Origin of the sequence: Enterococcus wangshanyuanii (assembly GCF_002197645.1) — a bacterium.
Taxonomy (GTDB): Bacteria; Bacillota; Bacilli; order Lactobacillales; family Enterococcaceae; genus Enterococcus_L; species Enterococcus_L wangshanyuanii.
Map to the genome: position 1 here is coordinate 1080277 of NZ_CP021874.1, position 21930 is coordinate 1102206.

19 protein-coding genes and 1 riboswitch are annotated in these 21930 nt (G+C 39.6%); of the genes, 1 reads left to right on the top strand and 18 read right to left on the bottom strand.

Annotation, left to right across the window (positions count from 1 at the left end; translation table 11 throughout):
* Positions 1-3: 3 nt before the first annotated feature.
* From eutA to CC204_RS05235, 5 genes are all read right to left on the bottom strand, one after another.
* Entirely contained in the window at positions 4-1431 is a 1428-nt protein-coding gene (eutA, locus tag CC204_RS05215) for an ethanolamine ammonia-lyase reactivating factor EutA (RefSeq protein WP_088269129.1), read from the bottom strand.
* A 107-nt stretch (positions 1432-1538) separates the two neighbouring features.
* A complete protein-coding gene (locus CC204_RS05220; protein WP_227011234.1) occupies positions 1539-2945 on the bottom strand; it encodes a sensor histidine kinase in 1407 nt (468 codons plus the stop codon).
* Positions 2946-2949: 4 nt separating this feature from the next.
* Complete coding sequence (locus CC204_RS05225) at positions 2950-3522, bottom strand: ANTAR domain-containing response regulator (RefSeq protein ID WP_088269131.1); 573 nt, start codon at positions 3520-3522, stop codon at positions 2950-2952.
* 19 nt (positions 3523-3541) lie between these two features.
* Positions 3542-3886 (bottom strand): ethanolamine utilization microcompartment protein EutS, encoded by a 345-nt coding sequence (gene eutS / locus CC204_RS05230; protein ID WP_088269132.1) that lies wholly within the window; start codon positions 3884-3886, stop codon positions 3542-3544.
* Positions 3887-3966: 80 nt separating this feature from the next.
* Positions 3967-5100: a 1-propanol dehydrogenase PduQ gene (locus CC204_RS05235; protein ID WP_088269133.1), complete on the bottom strand. Its 1134-nt coding sequence runs from the start codon at positions 5098-5100 to the stop codon at positions 3967-3969.
* A 222-nt stretch (positions 5101-5322) separates the two neighbouring features.
* Positions 5323-5465, bottom strand: a riboswitch (adenosylcobalamin (AdoCbl) riboswitch).
* Positions 5466-5589: 124 nt separating this feature from the next.
* Between CC204_RS05235 and CC204_RS05240 the strand changes: the two genes are divergently transcribed.
* Positions 5590-6525: a helix-turn-helix transcriptional regulator gene (locus tag CC204_RS05240; protein WP_088269134.1), complete on the top strand. Its 936-nt coding sequence runs from the start codon at positions 5590-5592 to the stop codon at positions 6523-6525.
* Between the two features lie 46 nt (positions 6526-6571).
* Here the strand turns inward: CC204_RS05240 and dnaJ are convergent, their stop codons facing one another.
* The 13 genes from dnaJ to rnpM form a co-directional block, all read right to left on the bottom strand.
* Positions 6572-7732 carry a molecular chaperone DnaJ gene (dnaJ, locus tag CC204_RS05245; RefSeq protein WP_088269135.1) on the bottom strand — a complete coding sequence of 387 codons (1161 nt, stop codon included), beginning with the start codon at positions 7730-7732 and terminating at the stop codon, positions 6572-6574.
* A 197-nt stretch (positions 7733-7929) separates the two neighbouring features.
* On the bottom strand, positions 7930-9759 hold the full coding sequence (gene dnaK / locus CC204_RS05250) for a molecular chaperone DnaK (RefSeq protein ID WP_087641461.1): 1830 nt from the start codon (positions 9757-9759) through the stop codon (positions 7930-7932).
* A gap of 67 nt (positions 9760-9826) precedes the next feature.
* Positions 9827-10396, bottom strand: coding sequence for a nucleotide exchange factor GrpE (gene grpE / locus CC204_RS05255; protein WP_088269136.1), 570 nt, complete (start codon positions 10394-10396; stop codon positions 9827-9829).
* A 36-nt stretch (positions 10397-10432) separates the two neighbouring features.
* Positions 10433-11476: a heat-inducible transcriptional repressor HrcA gene (gene hrcA / locus CC204_RS05260; RefSeq protein ID WP_088269137.1), complete on the bottom strand. Its 1044-nt coding sequence runs from the start codon at positions 11474-11476 to the stop codon at positions 10433-10435.
* 199 nt (positions 11477-11675) lie between these two features.
* Positions 11676-12839 (bottom strand): radical SAM family heme chaperone HemW, encoded by a 1164-nt coding sequence (gene hemW / locus CC204_RS05265; protein ID WP_088269138.1) that lies wholly within the window; start codon positions 12837-12839, stop codon positions 11676-11678.
* Between the two features lie 56 nt (positions 12840-12895).
* Positions 12896-14731 carry a glycerophosphodiester phosphodiesterase family protein gene (locus CC204_RS05270; protein ID WP_088269139.1) on the bottom strand — a complete coding sequence of 612 codons (1836 nt, stop codon included), beginning with the start codon at positions 14729-14731 and terminating at the stop codon, positions 12896-12898.
* 168 nt (positions 14732-14899) lie between these two features.
* Positions 14900-15844, bottom strand: coding sequence for a riboflavin biosynthesis protein RibF (gene ribF, locus CC204_RS05275; protein WP_088269140.1), 945 nt, complete (start codon positions 15842-15844; stop codon positions 14900-14902).
* A gap of 17 nt (positions 15845-15861) precedes the next feature.
* A complete protein-coding gene (gene truB, locus CC204_RS05280; RefSeq protein WP_088269141.1) occupies positions 15862-16782 on the bottom strand; it encodes a tRNA pseudouridine(55) synthase TruB in 921 nt (306 codons plus the stop codon).
* Between the two features lie 195 nt (positions 16783-16977).
* The gene (locus CC204_RS05285) at positions 16978-18237 is read right to left on the bottom strand and encodes a coiled-coil domain-containing protein (protein ID WP_088269142.1); all 1260 of its coding nucleotides are present in this window, start codon (positions 18235-18237) and stop codon (positions 16978-16980) included.
* Positions 18238-18434: 197 nt separating this feature from the next.
* Entirely contained in the window at positions 18435-18785 is a 351-nt protein-coding gene (gene rbfA, locus CC204_RS05290; RefSeq protein ID WP_088269143.1) for a 30S ribosome-binding factor RbfA, read from the bottom strand.
* 36 nt (positions 18786-18821) lie between these two features.
* Positions 18822-21314: a translation initiation factor IF-2 gene (gene infB / locus CC204_RS05295; RefSeq protein WP_088269144.1), complete on the bottom strand. Its 2493-nt coding sequence runs from the start codon at positions 21312-21314 to the stop codon at positions 18822-18824.
* 12 nt (positions 21315-21326) lie between these two features.
* Positions 21327-21629, bottom strand: coding sequence for a YlxQ-related RNA-binding protein (locus CC204_RS05300; protein ID WP_088269145.1), 303 nt, complete (start codon positions 21627-21629; stop codon positions 21327-21329).
* Positions 21622-21918: an RNase P modulator RnpM gene (rnpM, locus tag CC204_RS05305; RefSeq protein ID WP_088269146.1), complete on the bottom strand. Its 297-nt coding sequence runs from the start codon at positions 21916-21918 to the stop codon at positions 21622-21624. The genes CC204_RS05300 and rnpM overlap by 8 nt, the downstream gene beginning before the upstream one ends.
* Positions 21919-21930: the final 12 nt, after the last annotated feature.

Genomic DNA, 21930 nt, shown 5'->3' on the forward strand with positions numbered 1-21930 from the left:
ACCTTACTCAAACACCAATGTTTTAACGACCACAGGTAAAATACTTCCCTGAATGATCGGCATCCCAATATCGATGTAGTCACCATTTTCCACTTGAATGCCATCAAGACAAACAAAGGGATATTCTTTTGGCAAATAATTGTATAATGCTTGGCCCAACGCTTTTGCGTTATCTTCTTCTACGATCACGATCAGTGGAAAACCATGCGTCAGCTGATTTTTAAATCCTGCAATAATCGTTTTTGCAGTCGTCGTGATTTGTGCAAAGGTTGGATTCTTTTTTCCTAATAAGCCTAAGGCCACTGCCTGCTGCTCATTATTGACGGCAAACCATTCCAGCTTTTCTTGAATGACCGAAGCAAAAGCTTCTTCTTTTAATTGCTCATCGCTTTGAGATAGTTTTAAGACGGGCAAATTTTTGATCGGTAATACCTTGGCATCATAAGTGATCGTACTGCCGCTGACTTTAGTTGTGTGTGAACCTGCACCGACAACTGTTGCTCGAATGGTTTCTTGTGAAGCAATCACTTGCTTTTCTTGAAAAAGGCGAGAATTCGCTAGTGCTTTTCCTAACAACACACCGATATCTCCAAATTCAAACAATGCTTTGTCTTTTGAATCAAGACAATCGGCGACGCCGCCTGAAAATGATACACAGCGAATCGTTTCATTTAACTTCAAGCCTTTATTCGTGATCAATAACTGATAATATGGATTTTGATCGCCGATCCCTACGCTATTTTCCAAAACGGAAACCAATGTTTGGATGATCGGCTCCAACAGCTCCGCTGATGCAGTCATCCCTTCTTTGATCGCCCACTGTTCTTTTTGAATGATCTCCTTCAATTTTGGGGCGATATACTCGATTTGTTTGGACTGCGGTGCTATCCGGATCAATCGTCCACCAATATCAAAACAGGCTGTATCCAATAGTTCGTCATCGTTGAAAAGTACCAGATTGGTTGTACCACCGCCGATATCGAGATTTACAACAGTCGTATGATAGTCTTTGGAATAGCTTTGAGCACCCGCACCTTTGCCTGCAATAATACTTTCAAGGTCAGGACCTGCTGTCGCAACCACAAAATCACCCGCATATCCGCTCATCGCCTGCAATACAGAATTAGCATTCTCCTTGCGGGCAGTCTCACCCGTAATGATCACTGCACCGATTTGAATCTCACTTTTTTTGATTCCTGACCGTTGGTATTGTGTATCTAAAAACTGCTTGATTCTCTCAACATCGATGATCCGTTGCTCCTTTAGCGGCGTGAAGATGATATCACTGCGGAAGATAACTTCTTTCTTCGTTATTTCAACTCTAGGAATCGTAAACGCCGAAGCCATATTATTCATCGTCAATTTTGAGATGACCATTTGTGTGGTCGATGTTCCCAGATCGATCCCTACACTCAACATCGATTCTGCCATTTGATTTTCATCCTCCTTTCTAAGAAAAAAAGCACTCAAAAAAACTTTAACAGTTTTCTTGAGCGCCTTTGCTCGATTTAGCCGAACAGCGTTGTTCGTCTGTATGATTATTTTTTAAAATAAAAAGCGGTTTTTGTTCCCTTTGAATTGGATTGAACGTCTAATTTTCCTCTTAGTTTTTCTCTGACATAACTGGTGACGATTTGTAATCCGAGATTATTTTGTTTCGTGTCATCTTTTGGATAGCCGACGCCATTATCTTCGATCGAAATGTAAACATAGCCTTCTTTTTCCGATACATCAACGTTGATCTGCCCTTGTTTGCGGCCATTGAAGGCATGATCATAACAATTTTGGATGAGTTCATTGACAACCAAAGCAATCGTGACAACCACATCACTACCCAAAATCAACTCTTCATCGATCGTTGCTTCGATCGTAATATGATACAAGTCTTCATAACAGCGATGCATGTTTTCGATCACAGAATCAAGGACCGCTTTTAATGAAATATCGTCTTCTAGTTGTTTTGATAGTAATTCATGCGTGCGGGCAATGGCCATGATCCGGTAAACACTTTCTGTGAGTACTTTTTTTGCTTCATCAGTGGAACAACGTCTCGCTTGGATACTTAAGATCGATACCACACTTTGCAGATTGTTTTTGACGCGGTGATGGATTTCTTTGATCACGACAGCTTTATCACTGATCTCCGCTTCTTTTTTTCTGACCTCTGTCACCTCGTGAATGATCACGATCACTGTGCCTTCGACCTCATCAAAAATATATTTCATTTCAAAATACAAGTTACCAAATTTGATTTCTTTTTCCATCGATCCAGCGCCGCCATTACGAGAACGCAGATAGTTCAGCTGTTCAAAGGTCGACATATCCAAAGACAAATTATCATAATGCATTCCTAAAATATCGTCCAGATAACCAAAGCCATGATAATAAGACTCCGCCGCGCGATTCATCTGCACTAGATAACCAGTCGCGTTAAAGATCAAAATGCCTTCATCGATATTATCTGTAACAAATTCTTTTGAGGTGATCGAAATTGGATGACTACGATTTTGTTCGATACCATTTTGAGCAACAAGAAAATGCTTCATTTTTTCATCGACTGAATCTTCTACGATCACAACGCCAATATTTTTTTTCTGGTTGCGAATCGGATATACCCGCTGCCGAACCATAACATCTTCTTGAGAGCGGGCTAAAAGTCCGACTGTATTCAACGAGGTTTCAAAGGTACGATAGACAGCCGCCTCGTTTTTGCGCTTTGCTTTTTGACCGACGATGTCTTTTGAGTACAGCGACTTTTTCGCAAGCGGCGGACGCTGGAAAACAACAATTGCGTCTCCAGTCAATTCATTCATCACGTCAATAAACACATCATTATCCGGATATAGCTTTCTTGCTAAAATTTGTTCTGCCTGACTGATCAACTCATGGATATCTTCATACGAAAGCACCGTGTACTCCTCACACAATGAGCGAAGTCTTTTCATTTCATCACTCATCAGCGACCACAAACATTTCTGCAATTTCTGCGATCGGGCAGCGCTTGTTCATACTAAGATCTCTTAACAACTGATACGCCAAATCTTCTGAAAGATTTTGTTCTTCCATAATGATTCCTTTTGCTTTTTCAATCAATTTTCGTTCAGACAACTTTTTAGTCAACTTTTCAAGTGACACTTCATATTCTCTCGTTTTCATTCCATTGGCGATAGCCACTTCCACCATCGGCGTCAATGATTTTTCCATGATCGGTTTCACAAGATATCCGCTGACACCATATTTTTTGGCTTTCTCAATGTTTTCTTTATCACTGTATGCGGTCAAAAGAATCACTGCTTTGGCATACTTCTCAGCTAATATTTTTTTACTTGCCTTCAAGCCGTCTAAAAGCGGCATACTGATATCCATGATCACTAAGTCGGGGTGCTGTTGTTTACACATTTCGATCGCTTCGATCCCATCTGCTGCTTCTCCTACGACAGTGTAGTTTTCCGCTTCCAACATTCCCCGGATATCCATTCTTGTAATAGGTTCATCGTCGACAATGACAATTCTTCCGTTCATAATGGTTCATCCTTTTCTCTTATGTTTTTGTTATATGTGTTTCATTAAACCCTAAAATGTTTCCTAATCCCGCTAAGACTTCCGCTAAAGCGGATTCTACTGAGGCAATGTCTCCGGTGATCACAACTGAACCACTGAAACGGTCGATAAAACCAATTTTGATATCCCCTGCTTTTGTTGCAATATCCACTGCAATGATCGCAGCTTCACTTGGCGTGATCGTTAAAATACCGATCGCATTTGTTTCAACATCCACCAGTCCTAATTTTTCATAGATCTCCGGATTTGGATTAGCGATGATATGAGCCAGTGTTATTTGTTTACCTGGCACATATTCTTGAATCATACGTTGTTTTTCAGCCATGACCTTCCCCTCTTTTTCTCAGCTCATTAACACTATCACGGTTCTTTTTTTTGGACAACCCCATTTTATAAATAAGCCGCTTATTTGATCTTTTCCAAAATCTGTAAAATATCCGCTTTCGTTGGAACCTTTGGATTTGTTGCTGTACAGCCGTCTTTTAAAGCACTCTCTGCAATTTCTTCTTTAAACTGTTGGAAATCTCGATCAGAGACACCTGCTTCTTTTAGCGTATTCGGCATTGCTAGTTGTTGTTTCAAACGCTTGATCGCTCGTACCAATTGTTTGACACCGACTCTGCCGGTCGATTTTTCATCCCCTAAAAGAGTTGCCAGATACGCATATCTTTCTGCTGTTCGTTGATCATAGTCTTTAGAAACCGTACCGCAGCCAGCATTGAATTGAATAACTTCTTCTAACAGTAACGTATTCAAACGGCCATGAGCGACATGCAGTTTAGCTCCAGCAGCATGAGCGATCCCATGATTGATTCCAAGTGAGGTCAGATTGAATGCCATCCCAGCCATACAAGAGGCATAATGCATTTGCTCACGTGCATGGATATTGTCTCCATTTTGATAACATTGCACTAAATTCTCGAACACTAAAACGACAACTTTCTCACATAATGCATCTGAAAATACAGTGGCCTTTGTGGATACATATGCTTCAAGTGCATGCGTCAAAACATCCATCCCGGTATCAGCAGTAATATTCCTTGGTGCACTAATGACCATCTCAGAAGCTAAATAGGCTTCATTCGGTTGGATTTCTGATGTTACTAAGGGATACTTCGTTCCTTTTTCTTGATTCGTAATGACTGAAAAATTAGTCACTTCTGAACCAGTTCCGCTTGTTGTCGGGATCACGATAAAGGGTAGATCAGATACTTTCTCAAGCTTCTGACTAAAAAATTTCATCGCTTTGGCTGCATCGATCGGTGAACCGCCGCCTACTGCGATTAAAAGTGTTGGGGCAAATTCTGTTAAAGAATCGATCCCCAAAATAACATTTTCAATCGGTGGATCAGGAATCACGTTACTGAAAATTTTTAGCTGATTACTCGGCTGAAAATGCCTTGTGATCTGTTCTATCTTATTTGATTGAACCATAAAGGGATCTGTAACAATGAAAATTCGTTGATTTTCATGAGTGCTTAGCCCCTTTAAAACATCGGCTCCAATATGAAGCGTGGTGGGAAAAGTAATTGTTTCCAATGGTCTGCTCCTTTCATTTCTTCAAAAAAAGCCGCAAAAAAGACAAGGACATCTTTTTCACGGCTTCGTTGCTCGCTAAAAACACTACTGCGTGTTTTTTTGTATTTAATTCGGGATTTTGGACACAAAAAATAGGCCTCAACCGTTGCGGTGTACTTCGTCGTACATCTCTCACATTTTTGTTTGTTCTTTTCATCAACATATAATTAAAAAGAACTGTCCATGTGCCCTATTGTCTTGCCTCGAAACAATAGTACGGGGTATTGAAACAGAAAGACCTGACTTATAGCATTGCTGCTCATTACAGTGGCGGGACCGTATTGGAATCTAACCAAACTTCCATCTAAATCAATACTTATTCAATTTCTACACTTGTATGATAGCACACTCAAAAAAAAGAAACAAGTTTTTTTCAAGGAAATTTTTCTCCCTAAAGTCGATCATTTTTCGCTATAATGGAGATATCTCAACTAGAAAGCAGTGAAGTTAGTGAAAACAGAACGTTTACTCGGAATCATCATGATTCTTTTAGATAGAAAACAAATCAGCGCAGCGAAGCTGGCAGAAATTTTTGAAGTCTCTGTACGAACGATCTACCGTGATATCACTTCGTTAAGTGAAGCTGGTGTCCCTGTTACTGCTTTACCGGGTGTAAATGGCGGCATCCAGATCATGGATCACTATAAAATCGATAAGCATTTTTTCACTTCAACTGATATCACCTCATTATTGATTGCGTTAGAAAGTTTGTCCAGTAATGTTTCAGCGGTACAGGCAAACCAGACAGTAGAAAAAATCAAAACCTTAGTACCTGCCCATCTTTCAGAAGAAATCAAGCTGAAATCTCACCAAATCGCGATTGATTTAACCCCTTGGACAAGGAATCAAACCTTGCAGCCTTTTTTGGAAACCATTAAATCGGGAATAGAAAAACAGCAACTGCTGCGATTTGATTATTCAGATAATCAAGGAAAAAAGACCTTGCGTACAGTAGAGCCTTATCGTCTTGTATTAAAAGAAATCAGTTGGTATTTGCAGGCCTTTTGTTTAGAAAGAGAAGACTTTAGAACCTTTAAACTCTCTCGAATCAGCCATCTGGATTTACTAGCAAAAGACTTTACACCTCGCGAATTTCATCCTACTCCTTTAGGAAAAGAACCATTTTACGGAAAAAAATGGACGACAGTTACCTTAAAAGTGACTCATAGAGTAAGGGATCAGCTAATCGATAAATTCGGTCAATTAGACTTCATTGAAACGCAGGACGATGATAAAACAATAGTGTCATTTCCGTTTATGGAGGATGATTTTGGTTATCATTTATTGATGGGCTTCGGCAACCAGTGTGAGTGTCTTGAACCGAATCATGTTCGTGATGAACTAAAGCGTCGCTTTGAAGAACTACTTCATATTTACCAAAACTAAAAAACTCAGCTGATATGAAAGATGATCATACCAGCTGAGACTTTTTTTATTTTTTCTTTTTGCTGCCGAAAGCATCCTTCATTTTATCGAAGAAGCCTTCATCTTGTTGTTCCTCTACTGTTTGGCCACCTGCTTTTGCAAAGGTACGCAACGCTTCTTTTTGTTCATCGTTTAAGTTTTTCGGTGTGATGATCTTCACTTTGACATGTTGATCGCCGTTTGCTCCGCCACGTAAACGCGGCGCGCCTTTCCCTCTTAAACGGAAGTTTGTTTCTGTTTGAGTTCCTGCTGGGATTTTTAATTTAACATCCCCATGAACTGTTGGTACTTTCACTTCGTCCCCAAGTGCTGCCTGCACAAAGCTCAATGGCAAATCATAGTAAATCTCAGACCCTTCACGATCGAAAATATTGCTATCTTCCACACTAAAGACAACATACAAATCACCATAAGGTCCGCCATTCATGCCGGCTTCCCCTTGATTTGCTAAACGCATTTGTTGTCCGTCTTCTACACCTGCTGGTACATTGACTTTGACTTTATGCGCTTTTTTCTCATGTCCTGTACCATGACAAGTTGGACATGGGTCTTTGATTTCTTTTCCTGTACCACGGCAGACATCACAGGTTTGACGACTCATTACGCGGCCAAGTGGTGTTTGACGTTCCACATTGATCGAACCTGAACCATGACACTTGTGACAGGTTTCTGGATGTGTGCCTGGTTTAGCACCGTTTCCGCCACAGGTACTACAATTGTCTTCACGATTGTATTTGATTTCTTTTTCGACACCGAAAATCGCTTCTTCAAATTTAAGTGTGACTGTATATTGAAGATCGGCGCCTTGTCTTGGTGCAGTCGGATCGACTGTGCGTGAACCACCGCCAAAGAAGGAATCAAAAATATCTTCGAACCCACCAAAGCCACTGCTGCTGAATCCGCCACCGCCAAAGCCGCCGAAACCACCGCCGCCGCCATAATTAGGGTCTGTTCCCGCATGACCGTATTGATCATAGGCTGCTTTTTTCTGTGGATCACTTAAGATTTCATAAGCCTCAGAAACTTCCTTGAACTTTTCTTCTGCATCTGCTTCTTTGTTGATATCTGGGTGGTATTGTTTTGAAAGCTTACGATATGCTTTTTTTATTTCATCATCTGAAGCGCCTTTAGACAGACCTAGCACTTCATAATAATCTCTTTTAGCCATTAGTTCCCCTCCAACTATTATTCCATCTATAAAAGGATCGACATCTGTTTATTTCGATAAAAACATCGTTGTAATCATACCATAAATTAAGTAAAAGCAAAATAGCTTCCCTTAATTTGTGCGCCTTTTCCCTTATAAATAAAGATAGGCAAAGACCAAAGCGATGACTTTGGTCTTTGCCAGCTTGTTAACGATGATTATTTATCGTCGCCTTCTACTTCTTCAAAGTCAGCATCTACAACATCATCTGCTCCACCTTGTGCAGCTTCAGGATTTTCTTGCGCTTGTTGTTGCGCTGCTTGTTCATATAATTTAACTGTTAAATTTTGTACGATTTCGTTCAATGAATCACGTTTTGCTTTCATTTGTTCGATATCGTTCGCTTCAACAGCTGCTTTTAATTCATCACGAGCATCTTCTGCTTTTTTGACTTCATCTGCATCGACTTTGCCTTCTAATTCTTTCAACGTTTTATCAACAGTGAATAATAAAGCATCCACGTCGTTACGTAAATCAACTTCTTCTTTACGCGCTTTATCTGCTTCTGCATTAGATTCAGCGTCTTTAACCATACGTTCAATTTCTTCATCTGATAAACCAGAAGATGATTTGATTGTGATCGTTTGCTCTTTTTGTGTTCCTAAATCTTTGGCACGTACGTTTACGATACCGTTTTTATCGATATCGAAGCTTACTTCGATTTGAGGCACACCACGAGGAGCAGCTGGAATATCTGTCAATTGGAAACGACCTAATGTTTTATTGTCTGCTGACATTGGGCGTTCACCTTGTAATACATGGATATCTACGGCTGGTTGGTTGTCTGCTGCTGTAGAGAAGACTTGTGATTTACTTGTTGGGATCGTTGTATTACGATCGATCAATTTAGTAAATACGCCACCCATCGTTTCGATACCTAATGACAATGGTGTAACGTCTAGTAAAACAACGTCTTTCACATCACCAGTGATAACCCCACCTTGAATAGCAGCACCCATTGCTACTACTTCATCTGGGTTTACTGATTTATTTGGTTCTTTATTTGTTTCTTTACGAACAGCTTCAACAACTGCCGGAATACGTGTAGATCCACCAACTAAGATAACTTCATCGATTTCCGAAGGATTCAAGCCAGCATCTTTCAACGCTTGACGGACTGGTGTTTTTGTACGTTCTACTAAATCACTTGTCAATTCATCGAATTTCGCACGAGTCAAGTTCATTTCTAAGTGCAATGGGCCAGCGTCTCCTGCTGTGATAAATGGTAAGCTGATTTGAGTTGATGTCACACCTGATAAATCTTTTTTCGCTTTTTCAGCAGCATCTTTCAAACGTTGAACGGCCATTTTATCTTGAGATAAGTCAATACCGTTTTCTTTTTTGAATTCTGCTACCATGTGATCGATGATCTTGTTATCAAAGTCATCTCCACCTAATTCGTTATCCCCTGCTGTAGATAACACATCAAAGACACCGTCACCTAATTCAAGGATCGATACGTCAAAAGTACCACCACCAAGGTCAAATACTAAAACTTTTTCGTCTTTATCTGTTTTATCTAAACCATACGCTAATGCTGCTGCTGTTGGTTCGTTAACGATACGTTCAACTTCTAAACCAGCGATTTTACCAGCATCTTTTGTTGCTTGACGTTGAGCATCATTGAAGTAAGCTGGCACAGTGATTACCGCTTTATCCACTTTTTCACCAAGGTATTCTTCTGCAAAGCCTTTTAAGTATTGTAAAATCATCGCTGAAATTTCTTGTGGTGTATAAGATTTACCATCTGCTTCAACTTTGAAACCTGCTTCGCCCATATGACGTTTGATTGATGAAATTGTATGTGGGTTTGTAACTGCTTGACGTTTTGCTACTTCACCTACTTGGATTTCACCGTTTTTAAATGACACAACGGAAGGGGTTGTACGGTTTCCTTCTGGATTAGCGATGATTTTTGCTTCGCCGCCTTCTAACACTGCAACTGCTGAGTTTGTTGTTCCTAAGTCAATACCAATAATTTTACTCATAATTAATGATCTCCTATCTTCTGTTTAATTTTTTTCAATTTATATCATACAAGTTTTCGTTTTGCTGCTACTGTGCAACAACAACCATACTTGCGCGTAAAACACGATCATGTAGCTTGTAGCCTTTTTGTAAGACTTCAACGATTGTATCTGCTGGTGTGTCATCCGTAGCAGGAATCGTTTGAACCGCTTGATGTAAATTAGGATCGAAAGGCTCTCCCATTGCCGGGATTTCTTCAATCCCTTCTTCTTTCAACGCTGCTTGAACGCTCTCTAAAACCATCGCAATGCCTTTTTTCAAGCTGGCTCCTTGTTCATCATCGACTTCGATAGCCATTGCTCGTTCTAGATTATCGATCGAAGGCAATAATTTTTTACCTAAATCCTGTGAACGGTAGCGAACTAATAATTCACGTTCGTTTTTGAAACGATTGCTCATATTTGCGATTTCAGCACGAGCTCTTAAAAATTTGTCTTCCATTTCAGATAATTCATCTTGAGCTGTTTCAAGTTCTGATTTTTCAACAGTTGTCTCAGATGCTTCAGAGACGACTGATTCATCGACTGAGTTCGTCTGTTCTTCTTGTAATTCTTCGTTTGTTTCTTCTTTACTCACTCTGGCAACTTCCCTTCTCATTTCCGTAGAATCAAATTCTATATTTTTACTCGTTGCTTACTCGCCAAGAAAACGATAATACGCTCCAAGTTTTGACGCTAATTCATTGCGAAATACATCCACTAGGCCAAACATTTTGGAGTAAGGCATACTAGTTGGCCCTAATAGTGCAATCGTTCCTTTACCATGCCCTGCTACTTCATACGTGGCAGTGATCATACTCATATTGTCTAATAAATCATTGCCAATTTCTGAACCGATTCGAATCGCGATCTGTGCATCTGTCTTTTCATTTGTCGTTAATAAATGTGTGATCGCATCTGTATTCTGCATAAATGAGTAAACAGATTTTAATTGATCCAGATTATTTTGAACCCCAAAATTAAATAAATTCATGCGGCCGCTGACAAAGACTTTTTCTTCAAAAGCATGTCCCAGCATAGCATCAAATAAATTCATCATTCCTTCTGGTGTTTGGAAATAACGATGCAGGATCATTGGAATCTCTGTTCGCAGACGATGATAGACGGTCAAAAGTGGTTGGCCCACTAATTTATCATTGATGATCTGTGTCATCTTTTCCAAGTCTTGACTGGAAACTGACGCTGGCACTGCAAAGACTTGACTTTCAACATTTCCTTTATCCGTGACGATGATCGCAATGATTTGCCGTTCGTTCAAAGGAACGATCCGAAAACCGGTCAAACGCCGTTCTTTCATTTCAGGACCTAAAGAAAATGCTGTGTAACTGGTCAACTCAGAAAGAATCTCAGCTGATTGTTCAATGATATCATTGATTTCATGAAACTCTTTGCCAAATGAATGACGGATCGTTTGTAATTCATCGTGTTCGATTTCTGTTGGACGCAATAAATGATCAACGTAATAGCGATAACCATCCATTGAAGGAACTCTCCCCGAAGAAGAATGCGTCTTTGCTAACAACCCAAGCTCTTCTAAAGCTTTCATATCATTACGAATGGTTGCTGAACTAGACTGGATCCCTTCTTCCATCAATTTCTTCGATCCAACTGGCATTCCTGTACTTGTGTATTCCTGGATGATAAGTCGCAAAATATTCTTTTGTCTGTCGGTTATCATAGTTACCACCCTTCATTAGCACTCATGTTATTCAAGTGCTAATACAAGTATTAATATAGCAAGTTCTCCTTGAATTGTCAAGAGAAAAACATAATTTTTTAGCACTCTCTATCAAAGAGTGCTAATTGTAAAACAATCAAAAAGCATAGGCGCTTTTATATGTAAAAAGTTCCTATGCTTGCTTCTTTTCTTTTACTTATTATTTATCGATCAAAAATGCTTCAAATACATCATTTCCAACAAACAATCCTTGTTCTGTAAGCTGAAGGTAACCAGCTCGATCTATAAGCAAGCCACGCTGGACTAAGCTTAAAATCGTTTCACCATACACCTGCTCGATTGGTACACTAAATTTATCTTCAAATTGCTGCTTAGATACCCCTTTTTTCTTACGTAAGCCTAAGAACAGCTGCTCTTCCATTTGATTATGAATCGTTAGGTTTTCCGTTTCTACGACTGGTAATCGATCGTTGCGCAAAGGGTCCAGGTAATGCTGGATCGGTCCGTGATTACGGTAACGGGTATAGCCTAAATAGCCGCTCGCGCCTGCACCGAAGCCGTAATAATGTTCATTGTTCCAGTAAACTAAATTATGCTGACTTTCTTTGCCTGCTAAAGCGAAATTGCTCACTTCATATTGATGCCGTCCGCCTTTTTCCATCGCGATGATCGTTTCTTCAAACATCTGCGCCTCAACTTCTTGATCGGGCAATTGAAGACGACCTTGTCTCACCCAGTTCATAAACATTGTTTTATTTTCCAGTATTAGTGAATACAAAGAATAATGTGGTAAATCAAGCTCGATCGCACGTTTTAGTGTATCTCTAAACCCTTCTAACGTTTGCCCCGGCAACGCATAAATCAAATCGATACTTACGTTGGAGAAATTTTCCTTTTCAAGGAACTTCATTGTGTCATAAACATCCTCTGCTGTATGCTTACGGCCAATTTTTTTCAGCAACTGATTATCGAAGGTTTGAACCCCCATCGACAAGCGATTGACCCCATATTCTTTCATTACATGAAGCTTTTCCTGCGTCAAATCGCCTGGATTGGCTTCTACAGTAAATTCATTTTTAGCGTTGAACGGCAATAGTTTACGAACTCCCTCTAGTAAAACGGCAAGCTGTTTAGCAGATAGAGAAGTCGGCGTACCTCCGCCAATATAGATTGTTTCCATTTCTCGGCTGGGAAACTGTTTTTTTGACAGTTGAATTTCTTTCAATAGTGCTTGGATATATTCATCGACCGGCTGGCCTTCTAAAAAGACTTTATTGAAATCACAGTAGTAGCAAATGTGTTCACAAAACGGGATATGGATATAGGCTGAAATTTTATTTTTTACGTTGTCTATTTCGCTCATTACTATCAATTCCTTTAAAATCAAAATCTAGCGATTTCGTTTAGTTTTTCTATCGATCAATCATAATCTGTGGTCAGATTATTGATCCCCAATGCTTCCATCTTCTTAAATTCACTTTGAGGAACTCCCCAAAGATTGACGGACAATCCTTTATTCTGCGCTAGCGCGATCAAATCTGCTCGATCTGCTACACTTTCATACTTGATATCCAAACCAGAATTCCCACCAAGCTGGCTGACTTGTTCGATCATCTGCTCATCCAGCCTATTTGCCAGCAACTGAACCTGAACATCTGGAAGTCTTCTTTTAACTTCAACCAAATGCTTATAATCGAAAGAAATAACAACTGCTGTATTCGCCAATCCATAATAATTGATCGAATTGACTAAACTATCATAATCTGCAGCATCTACCTTGTTTGCTTTAATTTCTATAAATGGAATACTTTGTTTTGTATTCATAATAGTTAAAAAATCTTCCAAAGTCGGAACAACTAATTGTTCTTCGGAATAACTTTCTTTATTCGATCCTTGGTCGATTCTTAAAGCATTGATTTGGGCAAGTGTCAGATCACTAACTTTTCCTTTGCCATTCGTCATTCGATCAACGGATTGATCATGCATGATCACCCATTTTTTATCCTTAGTCAAACGGATATCGGTCTCAATGCCCCAGCTATTTGACTGTTGAAAAGCTGGAAGGGAGTTTTCCGGTGCAGCTTTATGATTTCCTCGGTGAGCAACATACCGAATATCATCCATCATTTCGCTCACTTCAACATTATCTGCTGGAATATAGCCCTCTGTCGTTCTGTATATCTTCTTATCATTATTAAAAACGATCCCTCTCACATAGGCCATACTATTTGCAGAAAGTTGCCGGACAGTTTTTGACAACTGGCGGTTTTGGTAAAGAGCCGTTTCCTGCATCAATCGGATACGAACAGGACGGCGCAAATTGATTTCTACTGCACCAGCATCGCTCTCAGCTTTTAATCCATTCTTGCCAATGAACTCAGTATTTGCATGGTAAACGCCGTTGATAAAATCAAAATCCTCATAATCGACATGAACTTTATAGGAATTGTCTTCTTGGCGTTTAGCATCATATACTTTTTTATCACTCTGATCTTCTTTTGACCAAACAGCTGCCGTTAATTTTTCAGTATCTGCTTTGCTTGATACTGAAAGGTTAATTTCAAATTGGCCTTTAGACACTTCTGCACCATCAATTTCTGAGTGAAGACTCGGTTGGTCTACAGTAAAGTTGCCAAATGGAACCGTTTCTACCTCACCATTTTCTCTAGTGATTTTTAGAGTTACTTGATAATCGCCAGCTTCTTGATGATTCTTGATCAAAACATCTGCATCCCATGTATTCGTTTCAGAATGATAAACGGCTTGATAGGTTCTTAGGTCATTCGCTCCATTAGTTTCTCCAAAAACGCTAAACTCAACTGTTTTAAGATGATTGACACTTTCTAAATATGCACTAAGCCGATATGTCGTTTGTTTATTATCCTGATTCAACAAACGAAAAGATGGACGTTCAGGCGGATAGTAGACAGACTTATTTTTCGCCAATCTCTCGATCGATGATTCTGCAAAATCAGGATTTAAACGGCTCCCATCTTCTAGAATCACCTCTTCTTTTTGCTTATCGGCAAGAGTAATGGCTAAAGGCGATGGAGAAAATCGATATCCTTCATATGAAGGATTTGAATGATCTTGATAATCTAAATTTAAATAAAACCAAATCAAAAAAGAAACCCCACTCAGAATAATGACGATCAACAAAATCGAAAGAGTTAAACGCTTCTTTTTTCTTTTAGCGGTCTGCTCTTTTTTCTTTTGTTTTTTCTTTGACGGCTTCTTCTCTTTTTTTTCTGCCATAAACCTCTCCTTGACTTTTATCCATTTTCTACAAAGTATAACGCACGCTCAGACACTCGGACACAAATTTAGAATCCTTTATAAAAACTTTATAGTATCTAGTTTTCTCAAACGAAAAACTGAACAGTCACCACGTTTGCTCAAACAGTTTTTAGTTTGGTATCTGAATCAATTCTGTTGTGAAAAATAGTCAGCCGTATCCTGTTCATCTTGTTTTAATTGTACGATCAAACTATCTGCACCATTAAATTTCACTTGATCTCTTAAATAATGATTCCAGCGTACTGTTACCTGTTCACCGTAAATATCTTGATGAAAGTCTAAAATATAGACTTCTACGGTCAATTCCCGGCCATCGCCAAATGTATCATTATGCCCGATCGATCCCATTCCAACATACCATCGTTCACCGATCTTGATTTTCACTGCATAGACACCGATCCTTGGCAAACGAACGGTACTTTTCACTTTGATATTTGCCGTTGGAAAACCTAATAGACGACCTCTGGCATCCCCGTGAACGACCGTTCCATCTGTTTCATAAACATATCCTAGCAATTCAGAAGCTTCCTCCATTTGCCCTTGTTCCATCAATGAACGAATGCGAGTAGAACTGATCTTTTCGCCAGCTAACTCTTCTTTACTGACAGTGATCACTTTAAAACGGTCTTTGGCATAACCAGGTAAGTGAGCCACATCAGCAATATCCTTAGGTCCATACGTATAATCAAACCCTGAAACAGCCGCTTTAGCATGTAAGTCTACAACATATTGATCAATAAAATCCTGCGGTGCTAAATGAGCAAACGCAGAAGTAAACTCGATCACATATAAAATATCAACACCTAAGCGCTCCATCAACCGTTCTTTTTGCTCTAAGCTGCTTAAATATTTCATATTTTCCGGCAATACTTTTTGAAAAACAATCGAAGGATGTTGATTAAATGTCATAACAGCTAATTTTAAGTTATGTTCTTCGGCATATTTTTTGCCCGTCTCGATCACCTTTTGGTGCCCTCGATGAACACCATCGAAAAAGCCTAACACCATCACTACTTCATCTGACGGAATTTGTTCTGGTTGATAAGGATGACGAATTGGAATCACTTGCATATTAAAACTTCTTTCTATTAATTATTTCGTAAGACTTTACTTGGTTTTAAAACATTCGCTTTCGTTGGATGAGCCATATAAAGACTGACAACCTGATCATGATAAAATAAAGCGACTAAATCTTCCGGCATTTCATTTAAGCCTAATTCACTTTGCGTCAAACGAACACCATTTTTGACCTGTTGATATAGCTCATCAGACAAATCGATTCGCTGAAAGTCACCAATCGCTGTCTCGATCGGTAATAATACTTGATCTATAGCTTCTTGCGCCATTTTTTCTGCGACTTGTTCTAATGTTAAACATTGACTAGCAATCAATCCTCCGCTTGCTGTCCTTGTTAAATCAGACATATGGGCAGGTACGCCTAGAATTGCACCTGTATCAACGGACAGTGTCCGTACATAAGTTCCTTTGCCGCAAACTACTTTAAAGCGCCAGCTCTGTGTGCCATTCATTGGGTCAAACACCGGCTCAGATGTTCGTTCAAAAGAATGAATCTGCGCCGTACGTTGGGGACGTTCTACTTCTTCACCATTTCTTGCATACTCATAGAGACGCTTACCATTTACTTTGACCGCTGAAAACATGGGCGGAATTTGCGTGATAGTGCCTGTCATTTGTTGCATTGCTGCATCGATTTCTGTTGTTGTAAAAGGCACTGTTAATTTATTTTTTTCAACTATTTCTCCACTGCTATCTTCAGTTGTTGTAGAAAAACCCAAGGTGATTTCTCCTTCGTAGGTTTTCCCTGAATCAACCATATATTCAATCACTTTGGTACCTTTGCCGATACAAATCGGTAAGACACCGGAAACATCCGGATCTAAGGTTCCGCCGTGGCCAATTTTTTTTGTATGTAAAATTTTCCTTAATTTAAAGACGCAGTCATGACTTGTCATCCCACGCTCTTTCCATAAAGGCAAAATACCATCCATCAATTTAGCCCCCTAATACTAAGATTACTAACTTGCTTATTATAACATAGAAACATATGAAAATTCATTCTTTCAAGGTCAAGTAAGGTAAAGTTTCTTACTGTTGTTTTGTTTTTTCAGTAAAGAAAAAAGCGCGATCCAAAGATAATTTTGAACCACACTTTCTAGTTATTCTTTTGTTTTTAACAAAACTTATTATGCAGAGTGACCAACGATCACATCACCCGCGTACCCAAAACCGACACGTGTCATACTCGGATTCATTTCCCAATCACGGTGTCCTGTTCCAGATGGTGAAACCATGTTCGTTTCATTGTACCAAGCCATGATCACAGAGTTTCCAGGTGCAAACATGAAAGCAATTACCTCATCCCCTCTGTTCCAATGGTCTGATGGAATTTGATAGTCCTGCATCATTGATGCTCTAGCTCCAGCAGAAGCAGCTAAACCTGCATCCCAGCTCACTGGATTCAATCCATTCGCTGTCCGCAGTGCATTCAATGCTTGGAAAGTAGCATCTGCAGATGTCACTGGCGGTGTTGGTGTTGGATCTTTCGGTCCTTCTGATGGCGTTGTATTTCCTTGATCGGTTGAATTACTTTCACTAGGAGTCGTATTAGTTTGTTCAGAGCTATTTGATTCTGGTGCTGCTACTTCTTCTGAGGTAGAAGGCGCTGTTGATTCTTCGTTCGCTGTTGTTGTTTGAGTCGTCGTTTTCTCTTGTTTAGCTGCAGCTTTTTTATTTTCTGCTTGTTTCTCCTCAGCTGCAAGCTGCGCTTTTAATGCTTCTTGTTGTTTCTTCACTAATTCATTTTTAGAATTTTCAGCACCTGCAGTTTCTGAATCAACTTCAGCTTTCAATACATTCAAATCCGCCTGCTTACTTACAAGAGATTCTTTTTCTTTCTCAAGTTGTTTTGTTGCCTCTTCTACAGCATCTAAATTCGTTTGAATATCCGCTTTTTTGGTTTCAACTAGCTTTTTATCTTCTTTTTGTTGTTTAACTAAATCGTTGTTTGCCGTTAAAATCGAAGAAATTGCCTGCACTCGACCAACCGCATCAGAAATTGATTCTGAGTTTAGGATCATATCCAGAATTTGAGTGCCTTGTCCATTGACTTGAACATTTCGACCTTGATTTTGAATCGCTTCTGTCCGTTTATTGATGCGAACATCTAGTGCTTTAATATCTTTTTTTAGTTGCTCTGATTCTTCTGTCAGGCTCGTCTTTTGTCTATTCAGTTCAATTCCTTTATCGTAAATAGAGGAGATTTCCTCTTCCAAAGTAGTGATTTGAGTGGTCACGCTTTTTTGTTTTTCTTTTAATGCAGAGATTTCTTTATCTTGTTGCTCTATTTTTTTATCAGCTGTCTCGGCCATTGCACTGATTGGTGCCAAAGCTCCCGTAGCTGTCATCATTCCAACGATTAATAAGGTCAAGCTTTTTTTCTTCACTAATACCCCTCCAATTTCTCAAATAAATCTTATGCTATAAAATCATACCATATTTTTCTACTTCATAATCGGTAAAAAGATTACAATAGCTTTCAATCTAGTTACAATGAAATAATTTTGTTACAAAGATGGAATAAAACAGATATTTTTCTTGGTTACTTAAAAAGAGCTGGAAGAATATCTTCCAGCTCTTTTTATTAGTCACCTTGATTCAATTTACGGATCAAATCATCAATATGGTTGCCATATTGTACAGATTCGTCTCTTTCAAAAATCAATTCTGGTGTTTTGTATAACGTTAAGCCTTGACCCAATTCTTTGCGAATCAAGCCTTTTGCTTTATCTAATCCTTGCTGCGCTTTTTGTTGGTCAGAAGCTAGATCAGATAACAAGCTATAATAAATCGTTGCTTGCTGCAAATCACCTGTTACACGAACATCGGTAATTGTAATATCCTGCACACGAGGGTCTCTTACGCGTTTTCTTAAGATATCATTGACTTCACGCATGATTTCTTGACCCACTCGGCGGTCACGATAATTTGCCATACTGTTTCTCCTTCTTTCTCAAATATTGACGTTTTCCTATTTCTTAACTTCTTCCATGATAAAGCCTTCGATCACGTCATCCACTTTAAGATCGTTGAAGTTTTCGATCATTGCTCCACATTCAAAGCCAAGTTTTACTTCTTTTGCATCATCTTTGAAACGTTTTAAGCTGGCTAATTTACCTTCGAAGATCACAATACCGTCACGGATCACACGAACACCACTATCACGGCGGATGAAGCCTTCTGTTACGTAACAGCCGGCGATCGTTCCAACTTTAGACACTTTATACAACTCACGAACAGCCATTTGACCCGTAATTTTTTCTTCAAATTCTGGATCAAGCATTCCGTTCATCGCTGTTTCGATTTCTTCAATTGCTTTATAGATGATCCGATGTAAACGAATATCCACTTCTTCTTGTTCCGCTTGCTGTTTTGCTTGAGGCGTAGGTCGTACGTTAAATCCAATAATGATCGCGTTACTTGCTGCTGCAAGTGTAACGTCACTTTCATTGATCGCACCAACTGCTGAGTGAACGATTTTCACTCGAACACCTTCGACCTCGATTTTTTGTAAACTTGCAGCCAAGGCTTCTGCCGTTCCTTGTACGTCAGCTTTGATGATCACATTGACATCTTTCAATTCGCCTTCTTTCAGGCTTTCGAATAAGTTATCTAAAGTGACACGGTTATTGGCTGAACGCTGTTCAAGAACCGCACGTTTACCACGTTCTTCACCAGCTTGACGCGCTGTTTTTTCATCTTCAAAGACAACAAAACGGTCGCCAGCTTGCGGTACATCATTTAATCCTGTGATTTCAACTGGTGTTGCTGGTCCTACGGCTTTATCACGACGACCAATGTCATTCGTCATAACACGGACACGTCCAAAGGTATTTCCGACAACGATCGGATCTCCGACTTTCAACGTTCCTTGTTGAACAAGTAATGTTGAAACAGGTCCTTTTCCTTTGTCTAAACGAGCTTCGATCACTGTACCGATCGCCCGCTGTGTTGGATCTGCTTTAAGGTCTTCAACTTCTGCGATCAGAAGAATATTTTCTAACAATTCATCGATGTTTTGATTGAATTTTGCAGAAATGTTGACGAAAATCGTATCTCCGCCCCATTCTTCCGGAATCAAACCATGTTCACTTAGTTCTTGCTTCACGTGGTCAGGATTAGCTCCTGGTTTATCCACTTTATTGACAGCCACGATAATTGGCACTTCTGCAGCTTTTGCGTGGTTGATTGCTTCGATGGTTTGCGGCATTACACCGTCATCTGCTGCAACAACTAAAATCGTGATATCCGTGATACCAGCTCCACGTGCACGCATACTCGTAAAGGCCGCGTGTCCTGGTGTATCCAAGAAAGTAATCGGTTTTCCGTCGATATCGATTTGATAAGCACCGATATGCTGTGTAATTCCGCCTGCTTCTCCAGACGTTACACGTGAATTGCGTAAAGTATCAAGCAACGTTGTTTTCCCATGGTCAACGTGACCCATGATCGTTACAACAGGCGGGCGTGTCACAAGATTTTCTTCAACTAATGCTTCTGGTTCGAAGAATTTATCGATATCAGCCACATCTACTTGAACTTTTTCTTGCGGTTCCATACCATAATCAACAGCTAAAAGTTCAATCGTTTCTTTATCTAATGACTGGTTTTGGTTGACCATAACACCCATCATAAAGAGTTTTTTGATGATTTCAGCTGGCTCGCGGTGAATTTTCTTCGCGATATCTGCTACGTTCATACCTTCTGTGTATTCTAAAACATCAGGTAATTCACGGAATTTACGTGCTGGTACTGCAGGTTTTGTTGATTCTTGGTATTTCCCTTTTTTGCCTTTTTTGTTGAATCTGTTACGGTTTTGATTGTTGTAGCCACCATTACGGTTACGGTTTTGGCCACCCCCACCAAAGCTGTTGTTGCGGTTTTGGTTATTGTTGCGATTTTGGTTGCCTTGGTTATTACTTTGTCCTTGATTCGAACGGTTTTGATTTGTATTTTGTGTCGTACGTTGTTGGGTATTGTTGCGATTTTGATTATTTTGCTGTCCTGATTGGGCAGGACGGTTTTGATTGTTATTTTGTTGTCCTGATTGTGTAGGACGATTTTGGTTATTGTTTTGCTGCGGACGATTTTGCTGTCCTTGATTTGGACGATTTTGAGTCATATTTTGGCTGCTTCCTTGCGTATTTCGATTTTGGTTATTACGATTTTGTTGTTGCCCTTTGTTGTGGTTTTGAGTTGGTTTATTGCTATTTTGGTTAGCTGGTTTTGGATTTGCTGGTTTTGCTTGACCACTTTGTGCTTGTTGCGGCTTCGCTGCTGGTTTTTGTTGTGAATTTGCTGGCTTGTTTCCTCCAAATGCGTGACGAAGTTTTGATTCATCATCAGAAGAAATTGCGCCCATGTGATTTTTCACATCCATACCTAATGCATGTGCTTTTTCCACGACATCTTTACTTGATTGATTGATTTCTTTTGCTAATTCATAAATTCTTTTTTTCCCCATGCAATCACCTTCCTAACCTTTGATTAATTCCTTGAACTTTCTCGCAAACCCTTGATCATTGATTCCTACGATCATACGTGTTCTACCGATCGCATGACTGATCTCAGATTGGGTAAACGACTCGTCTGTCGGAACATTATAGTAAGAACATTTGTCCTTGATTTTTTTCCTTGTATTTTCACTAGCATCTGCTGCAACAAAAACAAATTTTGCTTTACTACTGCGAATATCTGCTAAAGTCAACTCTTCGCCAGTTACTAGCTTTCCAGCTCTCATAGCCAAACCTAATAAATTTAAAACTTTTTCTTTATTCATTTCCAAACAACTCTTTACGGGCTTTTTGGTGTTCCACGTAATCCAGTAATTCCTGGTAAAAGTCATCAGTCAATGTTGTTTCTAGTACACGGTCTAAAATGTGTTTATCCCAAGCATCCTGAACTTCTTTTGGCTCAAGAGCGACATAAGCACCTCGACCTGGTAATTTTCCAGAAGGATCGATCGATACGACACCTTCTTTAGATCGTGTGATTCGAACTAACTCTTTTTTGGGTTTCATCTCACCTGAGACAACAGATTTGCGCATCGGGACTTTTCTTTTTTTCATCTTGTTCCCTCC

Excerpts from the sequence above, each read along its gene's own strand:
- CC204_RS05225 (WP_088269131.1), bottom strand. The coding sequence starts at position 3,522 with ATGAACGGAAGAATTGTCATTGTCGACGATGAACCTATTACAAGAATG.
- eutA (WP_088269129.1), bottom strand. The coding sequence starts at position 1,431 with ATGGCAGAATCGATGTTGAGTGTAGGGATCGATCTGGGAACATCGACC.
- ribF (WP_088269140.1), bottom strand. The coding sequence starts at position 15,844 with ATGCAAGTGATTCCAATTCGTCATCCTTATCAACCAGAACAAATTCCG.
- hemW (WP_088269138.1), bottom strand. The coding sequence starts at position 12,839 with ATGAGCGAAATAGACAACGTAAAAAATAAAATTTCAGCCTATATCCAT.
- dnaJ (WP_088269135.1), bottom strand. The coding sequence starts at position 7,732 with ATGGCTAAAAGAGATTATTATGAAGTGCTAGGTCTGTCTAAAGGCGCT.
- eutS (WP_088269132.1), bottom strand. The coding sequence starts at position 3,886 with ATGGCTGAAAAACAACGTATGATTCAAGAATATGTGCCAGGTAAACAA.
- rbfA (WP_088269143.1), bottom strand. The coding sequence starts at position 18,785 with ATGGCAAATTATCGTGACCGCCGAGTGGGTCAAGAAATCATGCGTGAA.
- truB (WP_088269141.1), bottom strand. The coding sequence starts at position 16,782 with ATGGATGGTATTTTGCCTTTATGGAAAGAGCGTGGGATGACAAGTCAT.
- CC204_RS05270 (WP_088269139.1), bottom strand. The coding sequence starts at position 14,731 with ATGGCAGAAAAAAAAGAGAAGAAGCCGTCAAAGAAAAAACAAAAGAAA.
- CC204_RS05300 (WP_088269145.1), bottom strand. The coding sequence starts at position 21,629 with ATGAATAAAGAAAAAGTTTTAAATTTATTAGGTTTGGCTATGAGAGCT.
- rnpM (WP_088269146.1), bottom strand. The coding sequence starts at position 21,918 with ATGAAAAAAAGAAAAGTCCCGATGCGCAAATCTGTTGTCTCAGGTGAG.
- dnaK (WP_087641461.1), bottom strand. The coding sequence starts at position 9,759 with ATGAGTAAAATTATTGGTATTGACTTAGGAACAACAAACTCAGCAGTT.
- grpE (WP_088269136.1), bottom strand. The coding sequence starts at position 10,396 with ATGAGAAGGGAAGTTGCCAGAGTGAGTAAAGAAGAAACAAACGAAGAA.
- hrcA (WP_088269137.1), bottom strand. The coding sequence starts at position 11,476 with ATGATAACCGACAGACAAAAGAATATTTTGCGACTTATCATCCAGGAA.
- CC204_RS05220 (WP_227011234.1), bottom strand. The coding sequence starts at position 2,945 with ATGAAAAGACTTCGCTCATTGTGTGAGGAGTACACGGTGCTTTCGTAT.
- infB (WP_088269144.1), bottom strand. The coding sequence starts at position 21,314 with ATGGGGAAAAAAAGAATTTATGAATTAGCAAAAGAAATCAATCAATCA.